A 25,376-nucleotide genomic window follows, 5' to 3' on the forward strand; every position below is an offset into this window, starting at 1 on the left:
CCCGACTCGGCGTCCGCAGGGCCCGCGCGCCGGCGAGTGGGCCGACAAGTGGGTCGGCGGTGAATGGGCCGACAAGTGGGTCGGCGGTGAATGGGCCCGTCAACGCGTCAGGGCCCGTATCCCCTGAGGGATACGGGCCCTGACGTTTCTGCGAACCTGACGGGACTTGAACCCGCGACCTCCACCTTGACAGGGTGGCGAGCTAACCAACTGCTCCACAGGTCCTTGATTTGTAGCCGCTGGGCGGTTACGAATCAGACTGTACAACAGCTCAGGGGGTGCAGTCGAACCCGGTCAGGGGGCGGCCGCATCCACCGCCTTCACGATCCGCTTGTCGGAGATCGGATACGCCGTCCCGAGCGCGTGCGCGAAGTAGCTGACGCGCAGTTCCTCGATCATCCACCGGATCTCGGTGACCGTCTCGGGCACGGGCCGCCCCTTCGGCAGCTGCTCCAGCAGCCACAGGTACTCGTCCCGCATCTCGTGGACCTTCTCCATGCGCGTGGTGTCGCGCTGGACGCCCGTCGGCATCTGCTGGAGCCGCCGGTCCACGGCCACCAGGTAGCGCATGAGGTCCGGCAGCCGCTTCAGTCCGGTCAGCGTCACGAAGCCGGCCGGCATCAGCGCCGCCAGCTGTGTCTTCGCGTCCTGGACGTTCGCCATCAGGGCCAGGCTGTTGGTGGCCTTCAGGCGCCGCTCGCAGGCCTGCCAGGCGGCCAGCACCTGCTGTACCTGGTCCACCGTCCGCACGGTCGTGTCCACCAAATCGGCGCGCACCGCGTCGAAGAGCTTGCGGAAGGCGGCCTCGTCCCAGGCCGGGCCCCCGTGGGCGGCGATCATCCGGTCGGTGGCCGCCGTCGCGCAGTCGTCGAACAGCGCCTGGATGGAACCGTGCGGATTGCGTGAGAGGGCCAGCTTCTGCTGGTTGGTGAGTTTGTCCGAGGCGAACTTCGCCGGGTTCACCGGGATGTTGAGCAGGATCAGTCGCCGGGTGCCGAGCCACATCGCCTGCCGCTGTTCGGCCTCCGTGTCGAAGAGCCGTACGGAGACGCTCGTGCCCGCGTCCACCAGTGCCGGGTACGCCTTGACCGGCTGACCCGCCCGCCGGGTCTCGAAGACCTTGCTCAGCGTCCCGATGGTCCAGTCGGTCAGCCCGGAACGCTCGACGGACTCCCCGCCCGCCCGCTCGGCGGTCGCCGCGGCGGCCTTGGACAGGGCCTGGCGGGCCTTCGGCTTGAGCCTCAGCCGCAGCGCCTCCAGGTCCTTGTCCTCGGCGAGGTTCTTGCGGCGCTCGTCGACGATCCGGAAGGTGATCTTCAGATGGTCCGGGATCCGGCCCAGGTCGAAGTCGTCGGCGGACACCGGCACTCCGACCATCCGGTGCAGCTCCCGGGCCAGCGTCACGTGCAGGGGCTCCTGCATCGGGTGCGCCGTGGTCAGGAAGCGCGTCGCGAAGTTCGGCGCGGGCACGTAGTGCCGGCGGATCGGCTTCGGGAGGGAACGGATCAGCTCCGTGACGACCTCCTCCCGCAGACCCGGGATCTGCCAGTCGAAGCCCTCCTCGGTGACCTGGTTCAGCACCTGGAGCGGGATGTGGACGGTCACGCCGTCCGCGTCCGCGCCCGGCTCGAACTGGTAGGTCACCCGGAACTTCAACGGCCCCTGGAGCCAGGAGTCCGGGTAGTCGGCCTTGGTGACCCCGGCCGCCTTCTCGGTCAGGAGCATCTCGCGCTCGAAATCGAGCAGTTCGGGCTCGTCCCGCTTCTTCTGCTTCCACCAGGAGTCGAAGTGCGCCCCGGAGACCACGTGCTCGGGGATCCGCTGGTCGTAGAAGTCGAAGAGGGTCTCGTCGTCCACCACGATGTCGCGGCGCCGCGCCCGGTTCTCCAGCTCCTCCACCTCGGTGAGGAGCTTGCGGTTGTCGGCGTAGAACTTGTGGTGCGTGCGCCAGTCGCCCTCGACCAGGGCGTTGCGAATGAACAGCTCGCGCGAGACCTCGGCGTCGATCCGGCCGTAGTTGATCTTCCGCTGGGCGACGATCGGCACGCCGTACAGCGTGACCTTCTCGTACGCCATCACGGCCGCCTGGTCCTTCTCCCAGTGCGGCTCGCTGTAGGTGCGCTTGATCAGGTGCTGCGCCAGCGGCTCCACCCACTCGGGCTCCACCTTGGCGTTCACCCGCGCCCACAGCCGCGAGGTCTCCACCAGCTCCGCCGACATCAGGAACCTGGGCTGCTTCTTGAACAGCGAGGACCCGGGGAAGATCGCGAACTTGGCCGACCGCGCGCCGAGGTACTCGTTCTTGTCGGTGTCCTTCAGCCCGATGTGCGACAGCAGACCCGCCAGCAGCGAGATGTGCACGTGCTGCTCGGGGGCGTCCGCCTCGTTGACGTGGATCCCCATCGACTTCGCGACCGTGCGCAGCTGCGAGTAGATGTCCTGCCACTCGCGGATCCGCAGGAAGTTCAGGTACTCCTGCTTGCACATCCGGCGGAACGAGGAAGAGCCGCGCTCCTTCTGCTGCTCGCGCACGTAGCGCCACATGTTCAGGAACGAGAGGAAGTCGCTGGTCTCGTCCTTGAAGCGGGCGTGGTTCTGGTCCGCCTGCGTCTGCTTGTCCGAGGGCCGCTCGCGCGGGTCCTGGATGGACAGCGCCGCCGCGATGACCATGACCTCGCGGACGCAGTTGTTCTTGTCCGCCTCCACCACCATGCGCGCCAGCCGCGGGTCCACCGGGAGCTGGGAGAGCTGCCGGCCCATCGGCGTGAGCCGCTTGCTGTGGTCCTTCTCGGCCGGGTCGAGGGCGCCGAGCTCCTGGAGGAGCTGGACGCCGTCGCGGATGTTGCGGTGGTCCGGCGGGTCGATGAAGGGGAACTTCTCGATCTCGCCGAGACCGGCGGCGGTCATCTGGAGGATGACCGAGGCCAGGTTGGTGCGCAGGATCTCCGCGTCCGTGAACTCGGGGCGGGAGAGGAAGTCGTCCTCGGAGTACAGCCGGATGCAGATGCCGTCGCTCGTACGACCGCAGCGGCCCTTGCGCTGGTTGGCACTGGCCTGCGAGATCCGCTCGATGGGCAACCGCTGCACCTTGGTGCGATGGCTGTAGCGGGAGATCCGGGCGTTGCCCGGGTCGATCACGTACTTGATGCCCGGGACGGTCAGCGAGGTCTCGGCGACGTTCGTCGCGAGGACGATCCGGCGGCCCGTGTGCTGCTGGAAGACCCGGTGCTGCTCGGCGTGCGAGAGGCGGGCGTAGAGCGGCAGCACTTCGGTGAAGCGCAGGTTGCGCTTGTTCAGGGCGTCCGCGGTGTCGCGGATCTCCCGTTCACCGGAGAGGAAGACCAGGACGTCGCCCGGGCCCTCGGACTGCAACTCGTCCACGGCCTCGCAGATCGCCGTGATCTGGTCCCGGTCGGAGTCGTCGCCCTCCTCCTCCAGGAGCGGGCGGTAGCGGACCTCCACCGGGTACGTGCGTCCGCTGACCTCGACGATCGGCGCGTCCCCGAAATGCCGGGAGAACCGCTCCGGGTCGATGGTCGCCGAGGTGATGACGACCTTGAGGTCGGGGCGCTTGGGCAGCAGCGTGGCCAGGTACCCGAGCAGGAAGTCGATGTTCAGCGACCGCTCGTGGGCCTCGTCGATGATGATCGTGTCGTAGGCGCGCAGCTCGCGGTCCGTCTGGACCTCCGCGAGCAGGATGCCGTCCGTCATCAGCTTGACGAAGGTCGCGTCCTGGTCCACCTGGTCGGTGAAGCGGACCTTCCAGCCGACCGTCTGCCCGATCTCGGACTTCAGCTCCTCCGCGATCCGCTCGGCGACCGTGCGGGCGGCGATCCGGCGGGGCTGGGTGTGCCCGATCATCCCCCGGACGCCGCGGCCCAGCTCCATGCAGATCTTGGGGATCTGCGTGGTCTTGCCGGAACCGGTCTCGCCGGCGACGATCACGACCTGGTGGTCGCGTATCGCCTCGGCGATCTCGTCCTTCTTCTGGCTGACGGGAAGGTTCTCGGGATACGTGATCTCCGGCTTGCGCGAGGCACGGCCGGCCAGACGCGCGGCGGCCTTCTCGGCCTCCGCGGCGATCTCGTCGAGCACGGCCTGCTTGGCCTCGGGCTTGCGGATACGGCGGGCGCCCTCGAGGCGGCGGCCGAGGCGGTGCGCGTCGCGGAGGGAGATCTCACCGAGAAGCGTCTGCAGGGCGGCGAAGGAAGTAGACATACCTGGTCGAGGATCTCACCCGGGAGTGCCGGGTGGCGAACGCATTTGTGCCCCCTCCCCGTACCATTTCGGGACGAGATCACCTGAACCCGCCCGCCGTACGAGTGAGAGGCCCGCCATGTTCCGCGCCCGGGGAGTGTGGTGTCTGCTGGGCGCCCTCCTCGCGGTGCTGCTCGCCGGGATCCCGGCGACGGCGGCCGGGGGCGGCCCCCGAAGGCCGCCGGCGCGACGACGACCTTCGCGCGCGCGACCGCTCTCGTACCGGCCGCTCTCGTACCGGCCGCCTCTGCGGCCCCCGCCACGACACCGCCGCCCGCCGCCTCGGTGGGCTCCGGACAGGGCCCCTCCTGCACTCCCGGCGGCGGGGACCACGGCAGGGTCCCCGCCGTGCCGCCCCGCTGCGGTGACCCACAGCACGCCGCCCCGGCCTCCCGCGTCGCGGCGGAGCAGCCGGCGGCCTGGCGGACGACACCCGTACGGGTCCTCGTCCGCGGGCCCGACCGAACGACGCCGGGCCCCGTGGAGCTGTCCGTGATGCGGGTCTAGGAGGACCGGTCGTCTCCGCCGGTCCGTCCTTCCACCCGCACCCCGCAGCTTCGGAGCACCCGCATGTCCCCTTCCCCCTCTCCCTCCTCTTCTTCCCGTTCCTCCCGCAAGCCCTCCCCGCACCGGCCCCTGCTGATCGCGGCCGGGGTCGCCGTCGCCGCCGTCACCCTCGGCCTGGTCTCCTGGCAGGCCACCGCCCCCGAGGAGCGCGGCGACACGGGCGGCGGAGCCGCCTCCGCCTCCGCCCGCCCCGCGCCGCAGGCCAACCCCGAACTGCTGAAGCTCGCCCGCCGCGACGCCGGCGACAAGCTCGCCGTCGGCCGCGCCGACGCGCCCGTCGTACTGATCGAGTACTCCGACTTCAAGTGCGGCTACTGCGGCAAGTTCGCCCGGGACACCGAACCCGAACTGGTGAAGAAGTACGTGGAGGCCGGCACCCTGCGCATCGAGTGGCGCAACTTCCCGATCTTCGGCGCGGAGTCCGAGGCCGCCGCCAAGGCCGCCTGGGCGGCGGGCCGACAGGACCGCTTCGAACGGTTCCACACGGCCGCCTACACCGACGGGGCCAAGGAGAAGGGCTTCGGCGAGGCCCGACTCACCGAGCTGGCCCGCGAGGCCGGGGTGCCCGACCTGGAGCGCTTCAAGCGCGACATGGCCGGCGCGGAGGCCGCCGCGGCGGTGCGCGCCGACCAGGAGGAGGGCTACCGCATCGGCGTCACCTCCACCCCGTCCTTCCTGGTCAACGGACAGCCCGTCGCCGGCGCGCAGCCCCTCGACGCCTTCGAGGCCGCCATCGCCCGCGCCGAGGCGGCGGCCGGGCAGTGACCGACATCGGATACCTCGCCGCCCTGCTGGGCGGCCTCCTCGCACTGCTCAGCCCGTGCAGCGCCCTGCTGCTGCCCGCCTTCTTCGCGTACTCGATCGACTCCACGTCACGGCTGCTGGCCCGCACCGGGATCTTCTACGCGGGCCTGGCGAGCACCCTCGTACCGCTGGGCGCGGCCGGCTCGTACGCGGGCCGGTTCTTCCACGGCAACCGCGAGACGCTCGTCCTCGTCGGCGGCTGGCTGATCATCGCGCTCGGGATCGCGCAGATCCTCGGTTTGGGCTTCGCCTCCCGGCGGATCGCGGAACTCTCCGGACGGATCCGGCCGACCACCGCGCTGTCGGTGTACGCGCTCGGCGCGGTCTACGGCCTGGCCGGCTTCTGCGCCGGCCCGATCCTCGGCAGCGTGCTGACCGTGGCCGCCGTCAGCGGCAGCCCGGTCTACGGCGGCCTGCTGCTGGCCGTCTACGCCCTCGGGATGGCCGCGCCGCTGTTCCTGCTGGCCCTGTTGTGGGACCGCTTCGAGCTGGGCCGCAAGCGCTGGCTGCGCGGCCGGACCCTCCGGGTGGGCCGGTTCGGGCTGCACACCACCTCGGTGCTGTCCGGGCTGTTCTTCATCACCCTGGGCGCACTGTTCCTGATCTACGACGGGGCGAGCGCGCTGCCCGGGCTGCTCGACGTGGACGACTCGTTCGCGGTGGAGCAGCGGGTCCGCTCGATCGCCGACGCGGTACCGGACTGGGCGCTGCTCGGGCTGGTCGCCGCCGCCGCGGGGGCGGTCGCCCTGACGCAGTGGCGCCGCACGCTGCGAAGCGCGACGGACGTGAAGGACGCGGCGGAGGCGATGGAGGAGTGACGCAAGAAGGCCCCGTCCGAGGACGGGGCCTTCTTCCTTGTGGCTGGGGCCGGGGTCGAACCGGCGACCTATCGCTTTTCAGGCGATCGCTCGTACCAACTGAGCTACCCAGCCACGAAACTCTTACGAGCTTCAGCGAACCTGACGGGACTTGAACCCGCGACCTCCACCTTGACAGGGTGGCGAGCTAACCAACTGCTCCACAGGTCCTTGCAATGTGCGAGAACAAGTCTCGCACACGGTTTTGCGTACCCCCAACGGGATTCGAACCCGTGCTACCGCCTTGAAAGGGCGGCGTCCTGGGCCACTAGACGATGAGGGCTAAAGGCCCGCCGGGCACTTTGCAGCGCGTCGGGGACGTCAGAAGCATATGGGATCCGGGGAGCTATCGCCAAAACGGTTTCCCCCGGAGCGACAATGACGGGGTGCTGGAGATGACGCGCGAGGAGTTCGAAGAGCTCGTCGCAGAGGCCTTGGACCGGATTCCGCCGGAGCTCACGCGGCTGATGGACAACGTGGCGGTCTTCGTCGAGGACGAGCCGCCCGCAGACGATCCGGAGCTCCTCGGGCTCTACGAGGGGACCCCGCTGACCGACCGCGGCGAGTGGTACGCCGGGGTGCTGCCCGACAGGATCACGATCTACCGCAACCCCACGTTGCGGATGTGCGAGGACCGGGAGAGCGTGGTCGCGGAGACGGAGGTCACCGTGGTCCACGAGATCGCCCACCACTTCGGGATCGACGACGAGCGACTGCACGCCCTGGGCTACGGGTGAGCCGGTGACCGGTACCGACGAGGACGCCGCGTCGATCGACCCGGACGCCGATCCACCCGGGAGCACCGAACCGCCGGGACGGGTACTCGCGGCCGTCGCGGTCGGTGGGGCGATCGGCGCCTCGGCGCGCCACGGTGCGGCCCTGCTGTGGCCGGCGGCCCCCGGGACCTTCCCCTGGGACACCTTCTGGGTCAACGTCGCGGGCTGCGCGCTGATCGGCGTGCTCATGGCGGCGGTCGCCGAGGACGGCCGCACCTCGCCGCACCCGCTCCTGCGGCCCTTCCTCGGTATCGGGGTGCTCGGCGGCTTCACCACCTTCTCCACCTACGCCCTGGAGTTCTCCGGGCTGCTCGACGATGGCCTCGTCGGGACCGCGCTGACGTACGCCGGTCTGACGGTGGTGGCCGCGCTGGGCGCGGTCTGGGCCGGTGCGGCGATGACCCGGGCGGCGCTGCGGGAACGGGGGCGCACGTGAACTGGCTGCTGGTGGTGGCCGGAGCCGTGGTCGGGGCGCCGCTGCGGTACCTGACCGACCGGGCCGTGCGCGGCCGTCACGACTCGGTCTTCCCCTGGGGCACGTTCCTCGTGAACGCCGCCGCCTGCCTGCTGTTGGGGACGCTGGCCGGGGCGACGCTGGCCGGTGCGGCCTCCACGCGGCTCGGCCCGCTGCTCGGCACCGGACTGTGCGGGGCGCTCAGCACGTACTCGACGTTCTCGTACGAGACCCTGCGACTGGTCGAGCGCGGCGACCGGTTCCTCGCCGCGGCGAACGTCCTGGCGTCGGTGCTGGTGGGGCTGGGCGCCGTGCACCTGGGCTCGCAGGTGGCCGGCCGGCTCTTCGGCTGAGGGCGTGTCTCTTACGGGGTACGGGGAGTTGGGCACATTGACCCGCTCATGCGGAACGCTCCGCTGCTCCCCGTCCCGGAGGTGCCACCCGTGCGCCAGTTGTCCGCTTCCCTCCGATTGGCCGTCACCGCGCTCGCGGTGGCGGCATCGGCAGGCTGCATGAGCGTCGGCGAGAACGCAGCGAAACCCGGCCCCTCCGCCTCGGTGGACGCCAAGGACGCCGCCGCCTCGGCCGGCGGCACCGTCTCCGGGCGGGGCTCCGGCGTCCACGGCAACGGCCGCGGCGCTAAGGGCGGTACGGGGACCACCCCGGACGGCAAGACCGTGGAGCCGGGCAAGGCCTCCGGCGCGACCGGGGCCTCACCCAGTCCGGGCGCGCCCGCCAAGCCGGGCGCTCCCTCGCCGTCGGCCGGGCCGGGGGGCGGGGCGGGTGGCCAGGGGCCGCAGCAGCCGACCGGCGGGGGCTCCGCCGCCGGTGGTGCCGCCGGTTCCGGCGGCTCGGGTTCCGCCGGTACGGGATCGGGGTCGGGATCGGGTTCCGGCGGTGGCGCGGCCGCCGGTGGGTCCGGAGGGTCGAATCCCACTCCGCCTGTGGTGGAACCCACGCCCGAACCGCCTGTGACACAGCCCACCCCGGAGCCCACGCCGCCTCAGCCGGAGCCGAGTCCTCCGGTCGTCGGGTAGTCGTATCGGGGAGGTTTGTCGGCGGTCGTCCGGCTCTGACCTCCGGGGATCGTCGCAGGTCAGATGCCTCTTGGGGGGAGTGACTTGCCAGACCCCCAGGAGGGTGCGTATGGTTATAGATCGTTTGATCCCATTGCCCGGCGCCGAATCCGAAGAGCGCCGTGTGGCGCGTACTCCCTAGCCGTGGCTGACCGCATTGAGGCGGTCGATTTGCGATTCACGGAGTTTGGGCGCGTGCCGAGACTCCGGAAGGTTTCGCATTTCGCATGTCCATTTCCAGTTCTGACCGCACCGTCATGCCCGAGAACGACTCGAACGAGATCGTCACCGCCGAGACCCTCGCGGTCACCGAGGCCATCGAGGCCGCTGAGGCGAACGAGATCATCGAGGCTCTTGAGGCCGACGTGACCGACCAGTCCATCGACGAGGCCGACGAGGCCGACGCCGAACCCACCATCACCTTCGGCGACCTCGGTCTGCCGGACGGCATCGTGCGCAAGCTCGCCCAGAACGGCGTCACGAGCCCCTTCCCGATCCAGGCCGCGACCATCCCGGACGCCCTGGCCGGCAAGGACATCCTCGGCCGAGGCCGCACCGGCTCCGGCAAGACCCTCTCCTTCGGTCTGCCGACCCTGGCCTCCCTGGCCGGCGGTCACACCGAGAAGAAGAAGCCCCGCGCGATCATCCTCACGCCGACCCGTGAGCTCGCGATGCAGGTCGCGGACGCCCTCCAGCCCTACGGCGACGTGCTCGGCCTCAAGATGAAGGTCGTCTGCGGCGGTACCTCCATGAGCAACCAGATCTTCGCTCTGGAGCGCGGTGTCGACGTCCTCGTCGCCACCCCCGGTCGTCTGCGCGACATCATCAACCGCGGCGCCTGCTCCCTGGCGAACGTCCAGGTCGCGGTCCTCGACGAGGCCGACCAGATGGCCGACCTGGGCTTCCTGCCCGAGGTCACCGAGCTGCTCGACCAGATCCCCGGCGGCGGCCAGCGCATGCTCTTCTCCGCCACCATGGAGAACGAGATCGGCACCCTGGTCAAGCGCTACCTGACGAACCCCGTCACGCACGAGGTCGACAGCGCGCAGGGCAACGTCACGACCATGACCCACCACGTCCTCGTCGTGAAGCCGAAGGACAAGGCGCCCGTCACGGCCGCGATCGCCGCCCGCAAGGGCCGCACGATCATCTTCGTCCGCACCCAGCTGGGCGCCGACCGCATCGCCGAGCAGCTCATCGAGGCCGGCGTGAAGGCCGACGCGCTGCACGGCGGCATGACGCAGGGCGCCCGTACCCGCGTCCTCGCCGACTTCAAGGACGGCTACGTCAACGCGCTCGTCGCCACCGACGTCGCCGCCCGCGGCATCCACGTCGACGGCATCGACCTGGTCCTGAACGTGGACCCGGCCGGCGACCACAAGGACTACCTGCACCGCTCGGGCCGCACCGCCCGCGCCGGCAAGTCCGGTGTCGTCGTGTCGCTGGCGCTCCCGCACCAGCGTCGCCAGATCTTCCGCCTGATGGAGGACGCGGGCGTCGACGCCTCGCGCCACATCGTCCAGGGCGTCGGCGCCTTCGACCCCGAGGTCGCCGAGATCACCGGCGCGCGTTCGCTGACGCAGGTCCAGGCCGACTCCGCGAACAACGCCGCCAAGCAGGCCGAGCGTGAGGTCGCCGACCTCACCAAGCAGCTGGAGCGCCTGACCCGCCGCGCCGGCGAGCTGCGCGAGGAGGCCGACCGCCTCGTCGCCCGCTCCGCCCGCGAGCGTGGCGAGGACCCGGACGCCGCCGTCGCCGAGGTGGTCGAGGCCGCCGAGGCCGAGGTCGCGGCCGCCGTTGCCGAGCCCGTCGTCCAGGAGCGCACCTTCGAGCGTCGTGACGACCGCGGCAACTTCGAGCGTCGCGACAACCGTCGTGACGACCGCGGTGGCGACCGTGGTGGCGACCGTGGCGGTTTCCGTTCCGGTGGCGACCGTCGTGACGACAACCGCGGTGGCGGCTTCCGTTCCGGTGGCGACCGTCCGTCCGGTGGCTTCCGTTCCGGTGGCGACCGTCGCGATGACAACCGTGGTGGCGGCTTCCGTCGCGACGACCGTCCCTCGGGCGGCTTCAACCGTGACGACCGCGGTGGCGACCGTGGTGGTTTCCGTTCCGGTGGCGACCGTCCGTCCGGTGGTTTCCGTTCCGGTGGCGACCGTCCGTCCGGTGGTTTCCGTTCCGGTGGCGACCGTCGTGACGACAACCGTGGTGGCGGCTTCCGTCGCGACGACCGTCCCTCGGGCGGCTTCAACCGTGACGACCGCGGTGGCGACCGTGGCGGCTTCCGCCGTGACGACCGTCCCTCGGGCGGCTTCAACCGTGACGACCGCGGTGGCGACCGTCCCTCCGGTGGCTTCCGCTCCGGTGGTGGCGACCGTCCGTCCGGTGGCTTCCGCTCCGGCGGCGCCGGCGACCGCCCCTACGGCCGTCGTGACGACAACCGCCCCTCCGGCTCCGGTTCGACCGGTTCCTTCGGTGGCCGTCGTGACGACAAGCCCCGCTGGAAGCGCAACGGCTGACGTCTGAGCGTCATCTGACACGGGCTCGGCCCCCACGGCACTCCGGTGCGGTGGGGGCCGAGCCCGTTTCCCGTCGCCGTTCCCGCTTCCGTTTCCCGTGAGCGCCCCTCGAAGGCCGCACGCGCCGCGCTGCGAGCCCGGGGCGGCCGTCCGGCACCGGAACGCCGCAACGCGCCAACTGCGCCCGAGAGCACCCGGAAACGACGGAGCGCCCCGCCTGGCCGAAACCAGACGGGGCGCTCTGTGCCAGGTCGCAGGCATGACCTTCGACCGCGAGCTGTAGGCCATGTCGGACTCGAACCGACAACCAACGGATTAAAAGTCCGCTGCTCTGCCAATTGAGCTAATGGCCCTCGGCGTGCTCACCCCAGAGCATAGCCGCAGAGGGGCGCAAGGCCGATCGGGTATCGACCGGAGCGGCCCGGCGGTTTCCCGCCACCGGTGGTCGGCGCCCCTCGCTCGGGCGCGCACGCGGCGGATCGACCCGTCTCCGAGCCTTGGTGAGGGCCCGTTCGACCGGCGCGGCGCGCGCTCCCCACCGGCGGGGCCGGCGCCGCGCGAGGCCTTCCGAGGACCGTCCTGAATCCATTCTCAAGGCCTCTGACCTGCGATGATGCCGCTTCGGGGGGCTCTTGGAGGGTTAATTGGCGGGGGCCATCCCCCACATGACGTAGAGTTGTGTTTACCGACGCGGGGTGGAGCAGCTCGGTAGCTCGCTGGGCTCATAACCCAGAGGTCGTAGGTTCAAATCCTGCCCCCGCTACTCAGTACGAAGGCCCGGTCCCCTCAGGGGGACCGGGCCTTCGTCGTTCTCCCGTACTCCGTCCCGGGCCTTCGTCGCTCCCATCCGACGCCGGTGCACACGTCACCCGTACGGCCCCGGCCCGATCGCCCGCGGACCTTCCCGACGCCGGCCTTGAGGGGCGATGCGGCGGTGGCGGCACAGTGGACGGGCCGAGTCGGTGACCGAGCCCGCGATGGTGGTCACCGTCTCCGGGCCGGCGCTCCTGATCAACCGCGTCGTTCGGCGCAGCGGCAAGGAACCCGCCTCGGCGCGCCGTACGAGGCGGCGCAGGCCGCGTGAGGGCCTCCCGCGTAACGGTACGTGTCCGAAGTGGCGCACTCCGTTAAGCCTCTGATGGGTCGTCACTTTGCCACTGTGGCTGAAGTGGTGAGGGTGTGCATGGATTTTTGCCCGAGATAAGTGCTATCAGGCCCAATGTCCAGGCCAAAGCTGTTCAGGCAGTGGCCGATTGGTGTTAACGATCAATCGCAACAGCTTGGAATCACTCCCCCACGTCTATTACCGTTCGATAACGCAGCGCGGTCGTCCCGGCCGTCGCAAGAGACGGCGCCGCGCGCGTTCCCCTGCTTTGAGGAGTGTGCCCCCGTGGCCTCCAACTCGCCTGCCCAAGACGGCGTCGACATCCAGGAGTCGCCCACGGCGGGCGCCTGGGGCGAGTGGAACCCGACCGAGGACTCGGCCCGGCCGCTCCGCGGCAAGCACCGCGTCCTCAAGCCGCGCGGCGGACTGGCCCGCAGCTCGACCGTGCTCGGTGTCGGCGTCATCGCCGCCGTCGGCGCGGGCGGCATAGCCACCGCGCAGGACCGCCCCCAAGTGGCCATCACCATGCCGTCGTTCCCCGACCTCCTGGGCAACGACGACCACGCCTCGGGGGCCGCGGACGAGGCCGTGCAGGCCGCGCGGGCAGTGAGCATCCCGCAGCAGGTCGGCGGGGGAGAGCGGACCCAGGGCCAGGCCGACGCCGGCGCGGCGCTGCTGAACCGCATCCTCCAGCAGGCCGAGACGCGGGCGCACGACGACGACGCCCGACTCAGGGCGGACGCCGAGCGCGCCGCACAGGAAGCCGCCGCCCAGGAGGCCAAGGTCAAGCGGGAGGCGGCCGAGAAGGCCGCCGCCGAGAAGGCGGAGCAGGACGCGAAGGCCGAGAAGGCCCGGGTCGCGGCCGAGAAGGCCGCCGCCGAAGCCGCCGCTGCGGCCAAGGCCGAGGCGGAACGCCCCGCGCAGGCGTCAGGCGACTTCGTTCTGCCGACCTCCGCCTACACGCTCACCTCGCACTACGGCGACTCCGGCTCAATGTGGTCCTCCGGCCACCACACCGGCCTCGACTTCGCCGCCCCGACCGGCACCCCGGTCAAGGCCGTGGGCAGCGGGAAGATCACCTCGGCCGGTTACTCCGGGGCGTACGGCTACCGGATCGTGCTCCAGCTCGATGACGGAACCGAGATCTGGTACTGCCACCTGTCCTCCATGTCGGTGACCTCCGGGTCCGTGGGCGCGGGCGACACCATCGGCCGTGTCGGCGCCACCGGCAACGTCACCGGAGCCCACCTCCACCTGGAGGTCCGCCAGGGCGGCTCCACGATGGACCCGCTCGCATGGCTGAACTCCAAGGGCCTCAACGTCTGACCCCCGGGGCCCCCGGCCGCCGGAGCGCCCCTCCCCGTCCTCGTGCGGCCTCAGCGTCTGACGTCGGCCGCGGGCCGCCTCTCGTCCGCGCGCCTCGGTGCCGGCACCGAGGTCAGCGTTGCCCGCCCCGAGGCCGGGACCGGGTCGAACCACGGCGGAAGCAAGTCCTCCATCACCGCCGCCCGCGCGAGGGCGGGCGCCGCCGTGGCCCGGCGCAACCACATCCTCCCGAGCAACTCCCTTTCCCGCCGCGCGAAATCCGGCTCCCGGCCCGGCCCGCCCCGGCGGGCGCGGTGGCGCAGCAGGGCGAGCGCGGCGGCGTCCGACTGGTACCGGGCGACGGTCCGGCCGGCCGCGCGGCCACCGGTGCGCCGGGCCAGGGCGCGGGCCAGCGACCGGGCGGGCATCGACGCCAGGGCCGGTACCTCCGCCCGGCCGAGCCAGCCGGCGGCGGCGTACACCGCGAGTTCGGCGGCGACGGCCCGCAACAGCCGACGCCGGGTCCGCACGGCCAGCCACAGCAGCAGCCCGAACGCCGGGACCATCACGCAGCCGTAGACCACGTAGAACCCGTACTCCCCGAACTCCGACGAGCTGTTCCACAGCGCGTGCAGCGCCATCGCGCAGGCCAGCCCGAGCAGCGGCAGCCCGATCCGCGCCGACCGGCGCGAGCGCAGCAGGCCGGCGCCGAGACCGAGGCCGGTGAGCACCGTGAACAGCGGGTGCGCGAACGGGGACAGGACGATCCGTACGAAGAAGGTCGCCGCCGTGAGGGAGTCGAGCACGCCGGTGCCACTGGACAGGTCCTCGTCGAAGGCGTTGCCCAGGTACAGGATGTTCTCGGTGAAGGCGAAGCCCGTGGCGGTGAACCCGGCGAGCACGAAGCCGTCGACCGGCCCGGAGAGTCGGCGTCTTCGGAAGACGAGCACCAGTACCAGCGCGGCGGCCTTGGCGCTCTCCTCGACGACCGGGGCGATGGCCACCGAGCCGAGCTGATCGGCATCGGTGGGATCGGCGGTGGCCGCGGCGATCCACTGGGTGGCGAAGCTGTTGGCCAGTATGGCGATCAGCGCCGCGGTACAGGCCCCCCAGCCGAAGCAGAACATCGACTGCCGCCAAGGGCCGGGCGCGGCCCGCCCCGACCACCGGAACGCCGCCATGAGCGGCGGTACCGGCAGCAGGGCGAGACCGAACCCCACGAAGAAACCGGGTGTGCCGGTCTGCTCCCGCACGAGTTCGAGGATCGCGACTCCGGGCACGGCGAGCAGCACGACGAGCACGCACGCACGGGCCCGGCCCGACGGACGTGCGAGCACACCCGTGAGCGCTCGATACACGCCATCACCCTAGCGAGCGGCTCTGACACACGGAGTGACGTTGTCAGTTCTCCGAGCGACGGAAGAGCAAGTCGTGTACGACGTGCCCCTTGTCGAGGCCCTGGCCCTCGAAGCGGGTCAGCGGTCGGAAGTCGGGGCGGGGCGCGTAGCCGCCGTCCGCCCGGGTGTTCTCGAACCTCGGGTGCGCGGTGAGGACTTCCAGCATCTGCTCGGCGTACGGTTCCCAGTCGGTCGCGCAGTGCAACACCGCGCCGGGCGCCAGGCGGGTCGCGGCCAGATCGAGGAACTCGGGCTGGATCAGGCGCCGCTTGTGGTGGCGGGCCTTGGGCCAGGGGTCCGGGAAGTACACGCGCAGCCCGGCGAGGGAGTCCGGCGGAAGCATCTCGCGGAGCAGGATGATCGCGTCGCCGTTGGCGACGCGGACGTTGGTCATGCCGCCCCGTTCGGCGAGCGCGAGCAGGTTGCCCTGGCCGGGGGTGTGCACGTCGGCGGCGAGGATCCCGGTGTCCGGGTCGGCGGCGGCCATCTGCGCGGTCGCCTCGCCCATCCCGAAGCCGATCTCCAGGACCACCGGCAGCCCGTCGAACATCGCCTTGAGGTCGAGGACCTCGTGCCCGTCGATGTCCAACCCCCAGGTGCCCCAGAGCCGTTTCAGGGCCTCGCCCTGCCCGGTGGTCACCCGGCTGCGGCGCGGCTGGAAGCTGCGGATCCGGCGCTCGTGGTGCGAGCCCGCCGGGTCGGGCGCGGGCCCGTCCGGGAAGCGGGGCTCGGTGCGCCACTTGGGAGGCGTGTACGTGGCGCCGCCCTCGGGGGCGCTCGGCGACTGGGGATTCATGGGCTCAGACACAATGCGCCGATTCTACGACCCGGCCCACCCCGCCGCCCGTTCCCGGCCCGCCGGGTCATCGGGCCGAGGCCGTCGGATCAGGTTCTCGGGCCGGTTGTGGGGTCGGGCCGGGTCGGTTGTGGGGCCGGTCAGGTCGTCGGGTCGGTCAGGCCGGTCAGGCCGGTCAGGTCGTGTTCAGGGTGGCCAGGGCGCGCCGGGCCACCTCCCGCCCGATCGGAAGCGACGCGGTCGCGGCGGGCGACGGGGCGTTGAGGACGTGCACCGTGCGCGGCGCCTCCCGGATCAGGAAGTCGTCCACGAGCGTCCCGTCGCGCAGGACGGCCTGCGCCCGCACCCCGGCCGCGGCCGGGACCAGGTCCGAGGCCACCACGGCCGGCAGCAGCCGCCGCACGGCCTCGGTGAACGCCCGTCTCGACAGCGACCGTCGGATCTCGCCCGCGCCGTACCGCCAGTGCCGCGCGGCCATCCGCCAGGATCCCGGCCAGGCGAGCTCGTCGGCGAGGTCCCGCGGCCGGACCACCCCCCAGCCGTACCCCTCCCGGGCGAGCGCCGGCACCGCGTTCGGGCCGACGTGGACCCCGCCGCCGATGCCCCGGGTCAGGTGCACCCCGAGGAAGGGGAACGCCGGGTCCGGCACCGGATAGACCAGGCCCCGGACCAGCGAGGGCCGCGCCAGGTCGTAGTACTCGCCCCGGAAGGGCACGATCCGCATCCCCGGGTCGTCACCGGCCAGCCGCGCGATGCGGTCGCACTGCAACCCGGCGCAGTTCACCAGCACCCGCGCCCGCACCACCGTGCCCGACGTGGTGCGCACCGCGACCCCGCCGGAACGTCGCGAGATCAGGTCGACCGCGCCGCCGTAGACGATTTCGGCCCCGGAGGACTCCGCCAGCTGGGCCGCGACCTGGCCGTAGTCCACGATCCCGGTCGTGCCGACATGGATCGCGGCCAGCCCGCGCACCTCCGGCTCGTACTCCGAGATCTGGGCCGGGCCCAGCTCCCGCACGGGGATGCCGTTCTCCCGGCCCCGCTGGACCAGCGCGTGCAGTCGCGGCAGCTCGGACCGCTCCGTGGCGACGATCAGCTTGCCCGTCACCTCGTGCGCGATCCCGTGCTCCGCGCAGAACTTGACCATCTCGGCGGCACCGCCGACCGCGAACCGCGCCTTCAGCGAGCCCGGCCGGTAGTAGATGCCGCTGTGGATCACACCGCTGTTGCGACCCGTCTGGTGCCGGGCCGGGCCGGGCTCCTTCTCCAGGACCACCACCCGGGTCCCCGGGGCCAGCCGCGCCAAGGCATGCGCTGTCGACAGGCCGACGATTCCGCCACCGATCACCAGTACGTCGCAGTCCACGCCGCCGCCCACGCTGACACCTCCCACCCCTGCATACTGCACCCCGCCACCGACAACGTGGCTACGCGGGGGCGACCAGCAGCGGCCGGGCCCGTTCGCGCAGCTCCACGACACGCGGTTCGTCGCCGTACGGTTCCAGCCGGTGCAGCAGGTCCCGTACGTACTCGTTCGTCCGCGCGGAAGAGATCCGCCCCGCGACCTCTACTGCCCGGGTACCGGCCGCGCACGCCGCGTCGAGGTTGCCCGACTCCAGCTCCGCGACCGCGCTCACCACCAGGCGCAGGCCGTGCGAGCGCACGTACTCCTCGGTCGGCCGGGACAGCGCCTGCTCGGTGAAGCGGCGGACCTGCCGGGGGAGTTTGAGGTCTCGGTAACATTCCGCCGCATCCGCCGCGAACCGGTCGTACGAGTAGAAACCCAGCCAGGTCGGATCCGCGTCGCCCTCCCGGGCCCGCTCCAGCCAGCCCTCGGAGGCCCGCAGCGCCGCCCCTGCGGCCACCGGGTCGCCGGCCTTCGCGTGCGCCCGGGCCTCGACGAGGCGGAAGAAGCTCATGGTGCGGGCGGTCGCGAGGCCGCGGTTGCGCTCGACGGCGGCCTGGGCCAGGTCCACGCCCTCGTCCGGGAAGTCCCGGTAGGTCGCCTGGAGGGACATCGAGGCCAACACGTACCCGCCGAGCGGCACGTCCGCGGCGGCCCGGGCGAGCCTGAGCGCCTGGATGTAGTAGCGCTGGGCCGCTTCCTGCTGGCCGGTGTCGAAGGCCATCCACCCGGCGAGCCGGGTCAGTTCGGCGGTGGCGCCGAACAGCGCGCGCCCCACCTCGTCGGTGTACGAGCCGAGCAGCAGGGGCGCCGCGTCCACCCGCAGGCACTCCGGGACCATCGAGGAACGCCAGTCGCCGCCGCCGTACTTGGAGTCCCAGCGGCGCGCGTCCTCGGCGGCCTCACGCAGCTTGGTGACGTCGCTGTGGCCCACGCGCTGCGGGAGCACCTCCGCCGGCGCCGGGGCGCCCTTCGTGGCACCACCCGGTTCGCGCGGGGCGTGCGCGGTGCGCGGCGTGGACGCGACGCGCGGGGTCTCCGGGATCCGCGGGACCACCTCGGACGGCGCGGCGGCCGTGGCCGCGATCGAGGCCGGGGGCGCGGTGTACGGCGCCTCCGTCGGGAGTTCCCGCGCCTGCGCCTCGCCCGAACCGGCCCCCGGCTCGCGCGCGACGGAACTGTCGGCGGGGGATATCAGCCAGCGTGAAGCGGGCGTCGCGTACGCGGACACGGCGAAGGAGCCGGCCAGTGACTGCCAGATCCCGCCACCGCCCCGCCGACCCGCGAGGTCGAGCCGGTACAGATCCGTGGCCGACCGCACCGCCGCCCCCACGTCGCGGGGGAAGGCCAGACCGACCTCCGGCGCGGGGTCGGCGTCCGCCAGCCCGATCTCGTGCAGCGGCACCGGCCGCCCCAGCTTCGCCCCGATCGCGGCGGCGATCAGATGCGGGGCGGCGCCCTGCGGCACCATCCCCTTGGACACCCAACGCGCCACCGACGTCTTGTCGTACCGAAGCGTCAGGCCGCGCTGTGCGCCGAGGTCGTTCACGCGCCGGGCCAGCCCCGCGTTGCTGATGCCCGCGAGGGCGAGGACGGCGCCGAGCTTCTCATTGGGCTCGCGGAGCTCCCTGGACATGCGCCACCCCTCGTCACACGCGGAACGCAGACGCCGCCGGGGCATAGGCGCCCGGCATTTCGTAAACCCAGCGTAGTTCCCCGCCTCCCAAGCGTTAAGGCCTCCACTTCCGTATGGCGGGATTGTTGTCCGTACGCACAGTCGGGGTGGGGCCCACACCCGGGGCGCACGTGTCAGCGCGTGCTCCGTCCGTGTGGCCGTGCGCCCGGCCGTGCGCTCTGGTTGCCCCTCGGGCCCGACGATTCGATGTGCGGTGCGTGGGTCGGCCCGCCGCGTGGATCGGGTGGGCCGGGGGACGCCGCTGCCTCAATCCCCGCGGGTGGCGGAACGGTTCGGGGGGTGGCTACCGCCTCCCGGGCCGCGCCCCGGGAACCCGGGCGGCGCGGGAAATCAGTACGGCCGAAGAATGGCCGAAACCGACCTATGGGACGCCGGGCACGGAACGCCAAATACCGCGTGGCGGGGGCGTGTTCGTTTGCATGTGCGCCCCCCTTAACCCCTCTCGCACGCCTGTCTCGTGGCAGCATGGACCCCGAACCACCCGGGGTCCGTACGGTCGCGCCCGCACGCCGACCACGCTGTACGTGCCCCGGTCATGTGCCCACGGGCTGGGGAGGCGGCGGCGTGCGCTGGTTGGTCGGGTGGAGCAGTATCGCCGCGAGCTTCGGCACGGCCGGACGCGTCTCCGGCCAGGGCGTTTCCGGTTCCGCGTACGGGTCCTCGCACCGACCCGGCGCCGACGGCCCCCCGTACGGAACCACCTACGCGGACCCTCCGCACGGTGGCATCGCCGACGCGGCCCACCCCGACGACCCCGCCGCCCAGGACGCCGAACGCACCGTCCAACCCGTCGGCGCCCAACTCCTGTGGGGCGACCCCGACCCCCTCTGGGCCGTCGGCGACTGGCGCCCCGACGAGATCCGCACCGTCACCGCCGACCCCGCCGACCCCTTCACCCGGCTCGCCGTCCTCGGCTGCTGCGGAGCCACCGACGCCGAACTGCGCCGCGCCCTGTACGCCGCCCGCGGCGGCGCCCTGCGCCACCTCACCCAGTGGTCCGGCAGCTACACCGCCGTCGTCCAGGCCGGCCGTCGCATCACCGTCCTCGGCGACCTCGCCGGCGCCCGCCCCGTCTTCTACACGCCCTGGGCGGGCGGAACCGCGTACGCCACCGCCGCGCTCCCCCTCGCCGACCTCATCGAGGCGCAGCTCGACATCGGCCACCTCGCCGCCCTCCTGGCCTGCCCCGACAGCCCCGAGGCACTGGGCGACGGCACACCGTACGTCGGCGTTCGACGCATCCCGCCCGGCCACACCCTGATCCTGCGCGAGGGCTCCCGCGAGATCACCGGCTACGAATCCGTGGCCTCCCTCGCCGTGGCCGCCCCCGAGGCCGACCCCGAGCGCGCCGTGGAGGGCGTGCGCGAAGCATTGGTCGACGCGGTGCGCGCCCGGCTCACGGCACCCCGCCATGCCCCCGACACCCTGCTCCCCGACCCCGGCCCCGTGCCCGGAATGGGACCCGCCGACCGCCGCGCCGCCCGCGGCGCCCCCGTCCCCGGCGTCGGCGCCGACCTCTCCGGCGGCAGCGCCTCCGCGACCCTCGCCCTCCTCGCCGCCGGCCTCCCCGGCTCCCCGGGCTCCGTCCTGCGGCAATCCGGCGAACGCCTCCTCGCCGTCACCTTCAACGACCTCGCCACCCCCCAGGGCCGCGAGGGGGAACTCGAACGCGCCCACGCCATCGCCGCCGACCCCCGCCTCCACCACGTGGTCGTGGCCGCCGCCGAGGAAGCCCTCCCGTACGCCGAACTCGACGGCCCGCTCACCGACGAACCCGGCCCCTCCCTCGTCTTCGCCGCCCGCGAACGACGCAGACTCGCCGCCGGCTCCGCCGACCACTTCACCGGCCACGGAGCCCGCCAGGTCCTCGACGCCCACCCCGCCCGACTCGCCGACCTCCTGATGGACCGCCGCAGACGCCACCTCCTGCGCCCCGTCGCCGCCCTCGCCCGCTCGGCCGCCGGCGAGTCCCTGTTCGTACCGCTCACCGTCTACTCCGCCGCCCGCCGCCTCGCCCGCACCCCGTACCGCGCGGGCATGGAAGCCGCCGCCGCCCGACTGCGCGACGGAGCCCCCTCGGCCGGCGCCCTCACCCCCGTCGACGCCTCCCTCGCCGCCCTGACCTGGTCCCGCCCCGGCCCCGCCGCGGGCTGGCTCACCGGCGAAGCCCTCGCCGAGGTCGCGATCCGACTCACCGCCGCCGCGGGGCGCCCACCCCTGTCGCTGCGCCCCGGCGAGGCCCGCGCCCGCGCCGTCCTCGCCCGCCACGCCGCCGACCACCGGGTGTTCGAGCAGGCCGTCGAGGTACGCAGCCAACGCCTGCACGCCCCGTTCCTCGACAACCAGGTCGTACGGGCCGCCCGCGCCCTCCCCGAGTCCCTGCGCGTCCAACCCGGCGCCCGCGCGACGATCCTGCGCAGCGTCCTGTCCTCCGCCGGAGTACGCGAACTCCCGCCCGGCTGGGGCGTCACCGCCCACGCCCCCCACGAGACCGCGACCCGACTCGGCCTGCGCGCCGCCCTGCCCGACCTGCTCGCCCTCTTCGCCGCCCCCCTGCTGGCGGACGCGGGCCTGATCGAGGCCCGCGTCGTCCGACAGGCCCTGCTCGACGCCGCCGACGGCCGGCCCGTCCCCCTGGACGGACTCGCCGAACTCGTCTCCATGGAACTGTGGCTCCACCGCCTCCTCGCCCGCCGCGGTACCTGCTGGACGGGCACCACCGCCCCCCGCCGCCGCGCCGTCCCCACAGGCATCCCCCACCGCCGCCCAGCCCTCTCCTGACCCCCAACCCCACCGCATCGCCGCCCCGTTTCCAGCCCCGCGGGCGTTCGAGGCGTCCGGGGCGGCCGGGGTCGGCAGCGAGGCGGGGGCGCGTACACACGGCATCCGTTCCCCGAACGCCGGTCACCCGGGACGTGCCGATTCCGGCTCCGCCGATCCGCGGCCTCCCACCGCATCGCCGCCCGGTTCCAGCCCCGCCGGCGTTCGAGGCGTCCGGGGCGGCCGGGGCCGGCAGCGATGCAGCGGCACCCCGCACGGACAACGCCCCCAGACCCGCGCCACGCGCCACGCGCCCACGCCACGCGGCCACAAATCCCCACCCACCCCGGCCAGGGGAAGGGCAGAATTGCCCGGTGCAGTACCTCCTCCTCGGTCCCACCGAGGCCCGCGACGACTCCCACGCCCCCCTCCCCATGGGCGGCGCCCGCCTCCGCGCCCTGCTCGCCTCCCTCGCGCTCCGCGCCGGTTCCCCGCTCGCCGTCACCGTGGCGGACCTCGTCGACGAGGTGTGGGGAGACGACCCGCCCCGGGACGCGCCCGCCGCCCTCCAGGCACTCGTGTCCCGGCTGCGCCGCGCCCTCGGCGCGCACGACCGCGTCCTCGCCGACCCGACCGGCGGCTACCGCCTCGCCGCGGCCCGCGAGGACGTGGACCTCCACCGCTTCACCCGACTCGCCCGCGATGGCGCCCGACAGCTCGACGACCCCGCGACGCCTCCCGCCATCGCCGCCGCGACCCTCCGCTCCGCCCTCGCCCTCTGGCGCGGCCCGGCCCTCGCAGACCTTCCCGAGCCCGCCCGTTCCGTCCTCGCCGCCGCCCCGGAGGCTCTCCGCACGGCCGTGCGGCGCGGCCGGGTCGAGGCCGAACTCCGGGCCGCCGTCGCGGACCCGGCGTCCCTGCTGCCCGAGCTGGACGCACTGATCCACGAGCACCCGTACGACGAACCCCTCCGCGTGCTCCAGCTCCGCACGCTGCGCGCCGCCGGCCGCCCCGCCGACGCCCTCGCCGCGTACGAGCGCACCCGCCGCACCCTCGCCGAGAGCCTCGGCGCCGACCCCGGCCCCGCCCTGCGCGCCTTCCACGCGGAACTCCTGCGTCCGCCCCCGGAACCCCCCGCACCCCCCGAACCGCCGGAGGCACCGCGCGGCAACCTCCGCCCCCGCCTCACCTCCTTCGTGGGCCGCGAGCCCGACCTGGAGGCTCTCCACGGGGACCTGTCCCGGCACCGCCTCGTCACCCTCATCGGCCCCGGCGGCTCAGGGAAGACCCGCCTCGCCGAGCACGCGGCGGCCGATCACCCGGAACCGGGCTGGCTCGTCGAACTCGCCCGCCTCGACCACCCCGCGGCCGTGCCCGGCGCCGTGCTCAGCGCCCTCGGCCTGCGCGAGAACGGCCTTGTCGCCCGTGAGAAGTCACCGGCCGAGGACCCCACCACCCTGCTCATCGACCACTGCGCCCACCGCAGCCTGCTCCTCGTCCTCGACAACTGCGAACACGTCATCGGCGCGGCCGCCGACCTCGCCGACCGGCTCCTCGCGCACTGCCCCGGCATCCGCGTCCTCGCCACCAGCCGTGAACCCCTCGGTGTTCCCGGCGAGGTGCTGCGCCCCGTGGAGCCCCTGCCGCCCGATCCCGCGCACCGGCTGTTCGCCGACCGGGCGGCCTCCGCCCAGCCCGGGTTCACCCCGGACGACGACCCGGCGGCCGTCGCCGAGATCTGCGCCCGCCTCGACGGTCTTCCGCTCGCCATCGAACTCGCCGCCGCCCGGTTGCGGCTGCTCACCCCGCGCCAGATCGCCGACCGGCTCGACGACCGCTTCCGGCTCCTGACCGGCGGATCCCGCACGCTCCTGCCCCGCCAACAGACCCTGCGCGCCGTCGTCGACTGGTCCTGGGACCTGCTCACCGAACCCGAACGCGCCGTCCTGCGCCGCCTCGCCGTCTTCACCGGCGGCTGCGACCTGACCGCCGCCGAGGCCGTCTGCGCGGAACCCGCCCTCGACGTGGCCGACGTCCTCGGCTCCCTCGTCGACAAGTCCCTCGTCCTGGCCGAGCCCACCCCCGACGGCATGCGGTACCGGATGCTCGAGACCATCCACGAGTACGCCCTCTCCCGCGCCGCCGACGAGCCGGCGCAGGCCCGCACGACCGCCCTGCGCCACGCCGCGCACTTCCTCGCCCTCGCGGAGGAAGCCGAACCCCTGCTGCGCTCGGCCGCCCAGCTGCCCTGGATCCGGCGCGTCGAGAGCGAGTTGGACAACCTCCGTGCGGCCCTCGACCTGGCCGTGCGGGAGGGCGACGCCGACACCGCCCAGCGCCTGGTCTTCGCCCTGGGCTGGTTCTGGTGGCTGCGCAACTACCGGGTCGAGGGCGCCGAGTGGACCGTCCGCGTCCTCGCCCTCACTCCGACCGAACCGCCCGAGGAGTCACCCGCGTACCTGACCCGCCTGCGCCTCCAGGTGCTCCGGATGTTCCTGCGCTCGGAATCCAACGAGGCAGAGGAGTTCCGCAGCCCCGAGTACCGGGCGCTCGCCCGCCGCATCAAGGAAGCCTTCCGCCGCGGCTCCCCGGAGACCAACGCCTTCCCCGGCATCCTGTGGCCCACGACCGCCCTCCTCACCGGCGACTTCCTCGACTTCCACACCGACCTCGACGAGGCCGTCGAGAACTGCCGCCGACACGGAGGGGATTGGGAACTCGGTGTCATTCTCATGCTCCGCACCCATGTCGCCATCGACATGACCGGAGGCCTGCACACCGTCGATGCCGATCTCGTCGAACTCCACGAGATCGCCCACCGCGTCGGCGACCGCTGGACGCGGGCGCAGGTGTCGAGCGCCGCCGGCGAGGTCGCCCTCTCCCGCGGCCAGTACGACTGGGCCCGCATCGAGTACGAGGAGTGCCTGCGCCTCGCCCGCGAGGTCGGCGCCCACATAGAGGCGCCCTTCGCCATCGCCCGGATCGCGGAGGCCGCCTACTGCTCCGGGGCCATGGAAGCCGCCGAACGACTCCTCGCCGAGTCGGACCGGGAGTCGCGCAAGTACGGAGGGGTGTACGACGTACGGGCCTTCGCCCGCCTGCTCGCCTCGATGATCGCCCTCTACCGGGGCGACCACGCCAAGGCCCGCGCCGAGTACGTCGTCGCCCGAGCCGAATCCAGGGGAGCCGGCGTCCCCCCACAGTTCATCGCGGGGCTCGACAACATCGAAGCCCTTCTCGTCGCCCACGACCAGGGCCCGCGCGCCGCGCTCGCCGGCGTGGGGCCCGCCTTCGCCGACGCGATCTCCACGCACTGCGCGGAAAGGGTCCTGGCCGCCCTCGCCGAGACCGCGGCCGGGCTGCTGGCCGCCACCGACCGGCCCGGCGAAGCCCTGCGGGTCCTCGCGGCGGCCACCGCATGGCGCTCGGGACACCCCCGCTCGGTCCCCGAGGAGGCGTTCCTCGACGGGTTCCCCGAACGGGCCCGCGCCCTCCTCGGCCCCGCCCGCTCCGCTGCGGAGGAGACGGCGGGCGCCGAAATGACCCCGCCCGAGGTCGCGGCCCTGCTCAAGAGCAACTGCTGATCACCCTGCTCAAGAGCG

The 25,376-nt window shown here is 72.9% G+C and carries 14 protein-coding genes and 6 tRNA genes; 10 read left to right on the forward strand and 10 right to left on the reverse strand.

Annotation, left to right across the window (positions count from 1 at the left end):
• Positions 1–151 precede the first annotated feature (151 nt).
• Both ACQEVM_RS02515 and hrpA read right to left on the reverse strand, forming a co-directional pair.
• Positions 152–225, reverse strand: a tRNA-Asp gene (locus tag ACQEVM_RS02515).
• Between the two features lie 69 nt (positions 226–294).
• Complete coding sequence (gene hrpA / locus ACQEVM_RS02520) at positions 295–4,218, reverse strand: ATP-dependent RNA helicase HrpA (protein ID WP_433074251.1); 3,924 nt, start codon at positions 4,216–4,218, stop codon at positions 295–297.
• A 609-nt stretch (positions 4,219–4,827) separates the two neighbouring features.
• Here hrpA and ACQEVM_RS02525 point away from each other — a divergent pair.
• Together ACQEVM_RS02525 and ACQEVM_RS02530 are read left to right on the forward strand one after the other, a co-directional pair.
• On the forward strand, positions 4,828–5,589 hold the full coding sequence (locus tag ACQEVM_RS02525) for a DsbA family protein (RefSeq protein ID WP_433074254.1): 762 nt from the start codon (positions 4,828–4,830) through the stop codon (positions 5,587–5,589).
• Positions 5,586–6,446, forward strand: coding sequence for a cytochrome c biogenesis CcdA family protein (locus tag ACQEVM_RS02530; RefSeq protein ID WP_433074257.1), 861 nt, complete (start codon positions 5,586–5,588; stop codon positions 6,444–6,446). Before ACQEVM_RS02525 ends, ACQEVM_RS02530 begins: the two co-directional genes overlap by 4 nt.
• 40 nt (positions 6,447–6,486) lie before the next feature.
• Here ACQEVM_RS02530 and ACQEVM_RS02535 read toward each other — a convergent pair.
• The 3 genes from ACQEVM_RS02535 to ACQEVM_RS02545 form a co-directional block, all read right to left on the reverse strand.
• Positions 6,487–6,560 (reverse strand) — tRNA-Phe (locus ACQEVM_RS02535).
• A 22-nt stretch (positions 6,561–6,582) separates the two neighbouring features.
• Positions 6,583–6,656 (reverse strand) — tRNA-Asp (locus ACQEVM_RS02540).
• A 39-nt stretch (positions 6,657–6,695) separates the two neighbouring features.
• Positions 6,696–6,768 (reverse strand) — tRNA-Glu (locus tag ACQEVM_RS02545).
• A gap of 103 nt (positions 6,769–6,871) precedes the next feature.
• Between ACQEVM_RS02545 and ACQEVM_RS02550 the strand changes: the two genes are divergently transcribed.
• From ACQEVM_RS02550 to ACQEVM_RS02565, 4 genes are all read left to right on the forward strand, one after another.
• Positions 6,872–7,222, forward strand: coding sequence for a metallopeptidase family protein (locus ACQEVM_RS02550; RefSeq protein ID WP_030012899.1), 351 nt, complete (start codon positions 6,872–6,874; stop codon positions 7,220–7,222).
• 4 nt (positions 7,223–7,226) lie between these two features.
• The gene (locus ACQEVM_RS02555; protein ID WP_433074262.1) at positions 7,227–7,697 is read left to right on the forward strand and encodes a fluoride efflux transporter FluC; all 471 of its coding nucleotides are present in this window, start codon (positions 7,227–7,229) and stop codon (positions 7,695–7,697) included.
• A complete protein-coding gene (locus ACQEVM_RS02560) occupies positions 7,694–8,068 on the forward strand; it encodes a fluoride efflux transporter FluC (RefSeq protein ID WP_433074265.1) in 375 nt (124 codons plus the stop codon). Before ACQEVM_RS02555 ends, ACQEVM_RS02560 begins: the two co-directional genes overlap by 4 nt.
• 950 nt (positions 8,069–9,018) lie before the next feature.
• Positions 9,019–11,310 (forward strand): DEAD/DEAH box helicase, encoded by a 2,292-nt coding sequence (locus ACQEVM_RS02565; protein WP_433074268.1) that lies wholly within the window; start codon positions 9,019–9,021, stop codon positions 11,308–11,310.
• Positions 11,311–11,590: 280 nt separating this feature from the next.
• Here the strand turns inward: ACQEVM_RS02565 and ACQEVM_RS02570 are convergent.
• Positions 11,591–11,663, reverse strand: a tRNA-Lys gene (locus ACQEVM_RS02570).
• Positions 11,664–11,999: 336 nt separating this feature from the next.
• Between ACQEVM_RS02570 and ACQEVM_RS02575 the strand changes: the two genes are divergently transcribed.
• Together ACQEVM_RS02575 and ACQEVM_RS02580 are read left to right on the forward strand one after the other, a co-directional pair.
• Positions 12,000–12,073, forward strand: a tRNA-Met gene (locus ACQEVM_RS02575).
• Positions 12,074–12,700: 627 nt separating this feature from the next.
• The gene (locus tag ACQEVM_RS02580; protein WP_433074271.1) at positions 12,701–13,741 is read left to right on the forward strand and encodes a M23 family metallopeptidase; all 1,041 of its coding nucleotides are present in this window, start codon (positions 12,701–12,703) and stop codon (positions 13,739–13,741) included.
• A gap of 50 nt (positions 13,742–13,791) precedes the next feature.
• Here the strand turns inward: ACQEVM_RS02580 and ACQEVM_RS02585 are convergent, their stop codons facing one another.
• From ACQEVM_RS02585 to ACQEVM_RS02600, 4 genes are all read right to left on the reverse strand, one after another.
• Positions 13,792–15,078, reverse strand: coding sequence for a PrsW family intramembrane metalloprotease (locus tag ACQEVM_RS02585; protein ID WP_433074274.1), 1,287 nt, complete (start codon positions 15,076–15,078; stop codon positions 13,792–13,794).
• Positions 15,079–15,121: 43 nt separating this feature from the next.
• A complete protein-coding gene (trmB, locus tag ACQEVM_RS02590) occupies positions 15,122–15,913 on the reverse strand; it encodes a tRNA (guanosine(46)-N7)-methyltransferase TrmB (RefSeq protein WP_329443642.1) in 792 nt (263 codons plus the stop codon).
• A 175-nt stretch (positions 15,914–16,088) separates the two neighbouring features.
• Positions 16,089–17,321 carry an L-2-hydroxyglutarate oxidase gene (gene lhgO / locus ACQEVM_RS02595; RefSeq protein WP_433074277.1) on the reverse strand — a complete coding sequence of 411 codons (1,233 nt, stop codon included), beginning with the start codon at positions 17,319–17,321 and terminating at the stop codon, positions 16,089–16,091.
• Positions 17,322–17,340: 19 nt separating this feature from the next.
• Positions 17,341–18,954, reverse strand: coding sequence for a sporulation protein (locus ACQEVM_RS02600; RefSeq protein ID WP_433074280.1), 1,614 nt, complete (start codon positions 18,952–18,954; stop codon positions 17,341–17,343).
• 624 nt (positions 18,955–19,578) lie between these two features.
• On the opposite strand from ACQEVM_RS02600, the gene ACQEVM_RS02605 reads away from it, so the two are divergent.
• Positions 19,579–21,795 (forward strand): asparagine synthase-related protein, encoded by a 2,217-nt coding sequence (locus ACQEVM_RS02605; RefSeq protein WP_433074283.1) that lies wholly within the window; start codon positions 19,579–19,581, stop codon positions 21,793–21,795.
• A 353-nt stretch (positions 21,796–22,148) separates the two neighbouring features.
• Positions 22,149–25,358: a BTAD domain-containing putative transcriptional regulator gene (locus ACQEVM_RS02610; protein ID WP_433074286.1), complete on the forward strand. Its 3,210-nt coding sequence runs from the start codon at positions 22,149–22,151 to the stop codon at positions 25,356–25,358.
• The last annotated feature ends 18 nt before the right edge of the window (positions 25,359–25,376 follow it).

It is taken from the genome of Streptomyces sp. CA-243310 (genome assembly GCF_050936775.1).
Classification (GTDB): Bacteria; Actinomycetota; Actinomycetes; order Streptomycetales; family Streptomycetaceae; genus Streptomyces.

Bases quoted from the DNA above. Each gene is read 5' to 3' on its own strand.
- trmB (WP_329443642.1), bottom strand. From the start codon at position 15,913: ATGAATCCCCAGTCGCCGAGCGCCCCCGAGGGCGGCGCCACGTACACG.
- ACQEVM_RS02525 (WP_433074254.1), top strand. From the start codon at position 4,828: ATGTCCCCTTCCCCCTCTCCCTCCTCTTCTTCCCGTTCCTCCCGCAAG.
- hrpA (WP_433074251.1), bottom strand. From the start codon at position 4,218: ATGTCTACTTCCTTCGCCGCCCTGCAGACGCTTCTCGGTGAGATCTCC.
- ACQEVM_RS02600 (WP_433074280.1), bottom strand. From the start codon at position 18,954: ATGTCCAGGGAGCTCCGCGAGCCCAATGAGAAGCTCGGCGCCGTCCTC.
- ACQEVM_RS02565 (WP_433074268.1), top strand. From the start codon at position 9,019: ATGTCCATTTCCAGTTCTGACCGCACCGTCATGCCCGAGAACGACTCG.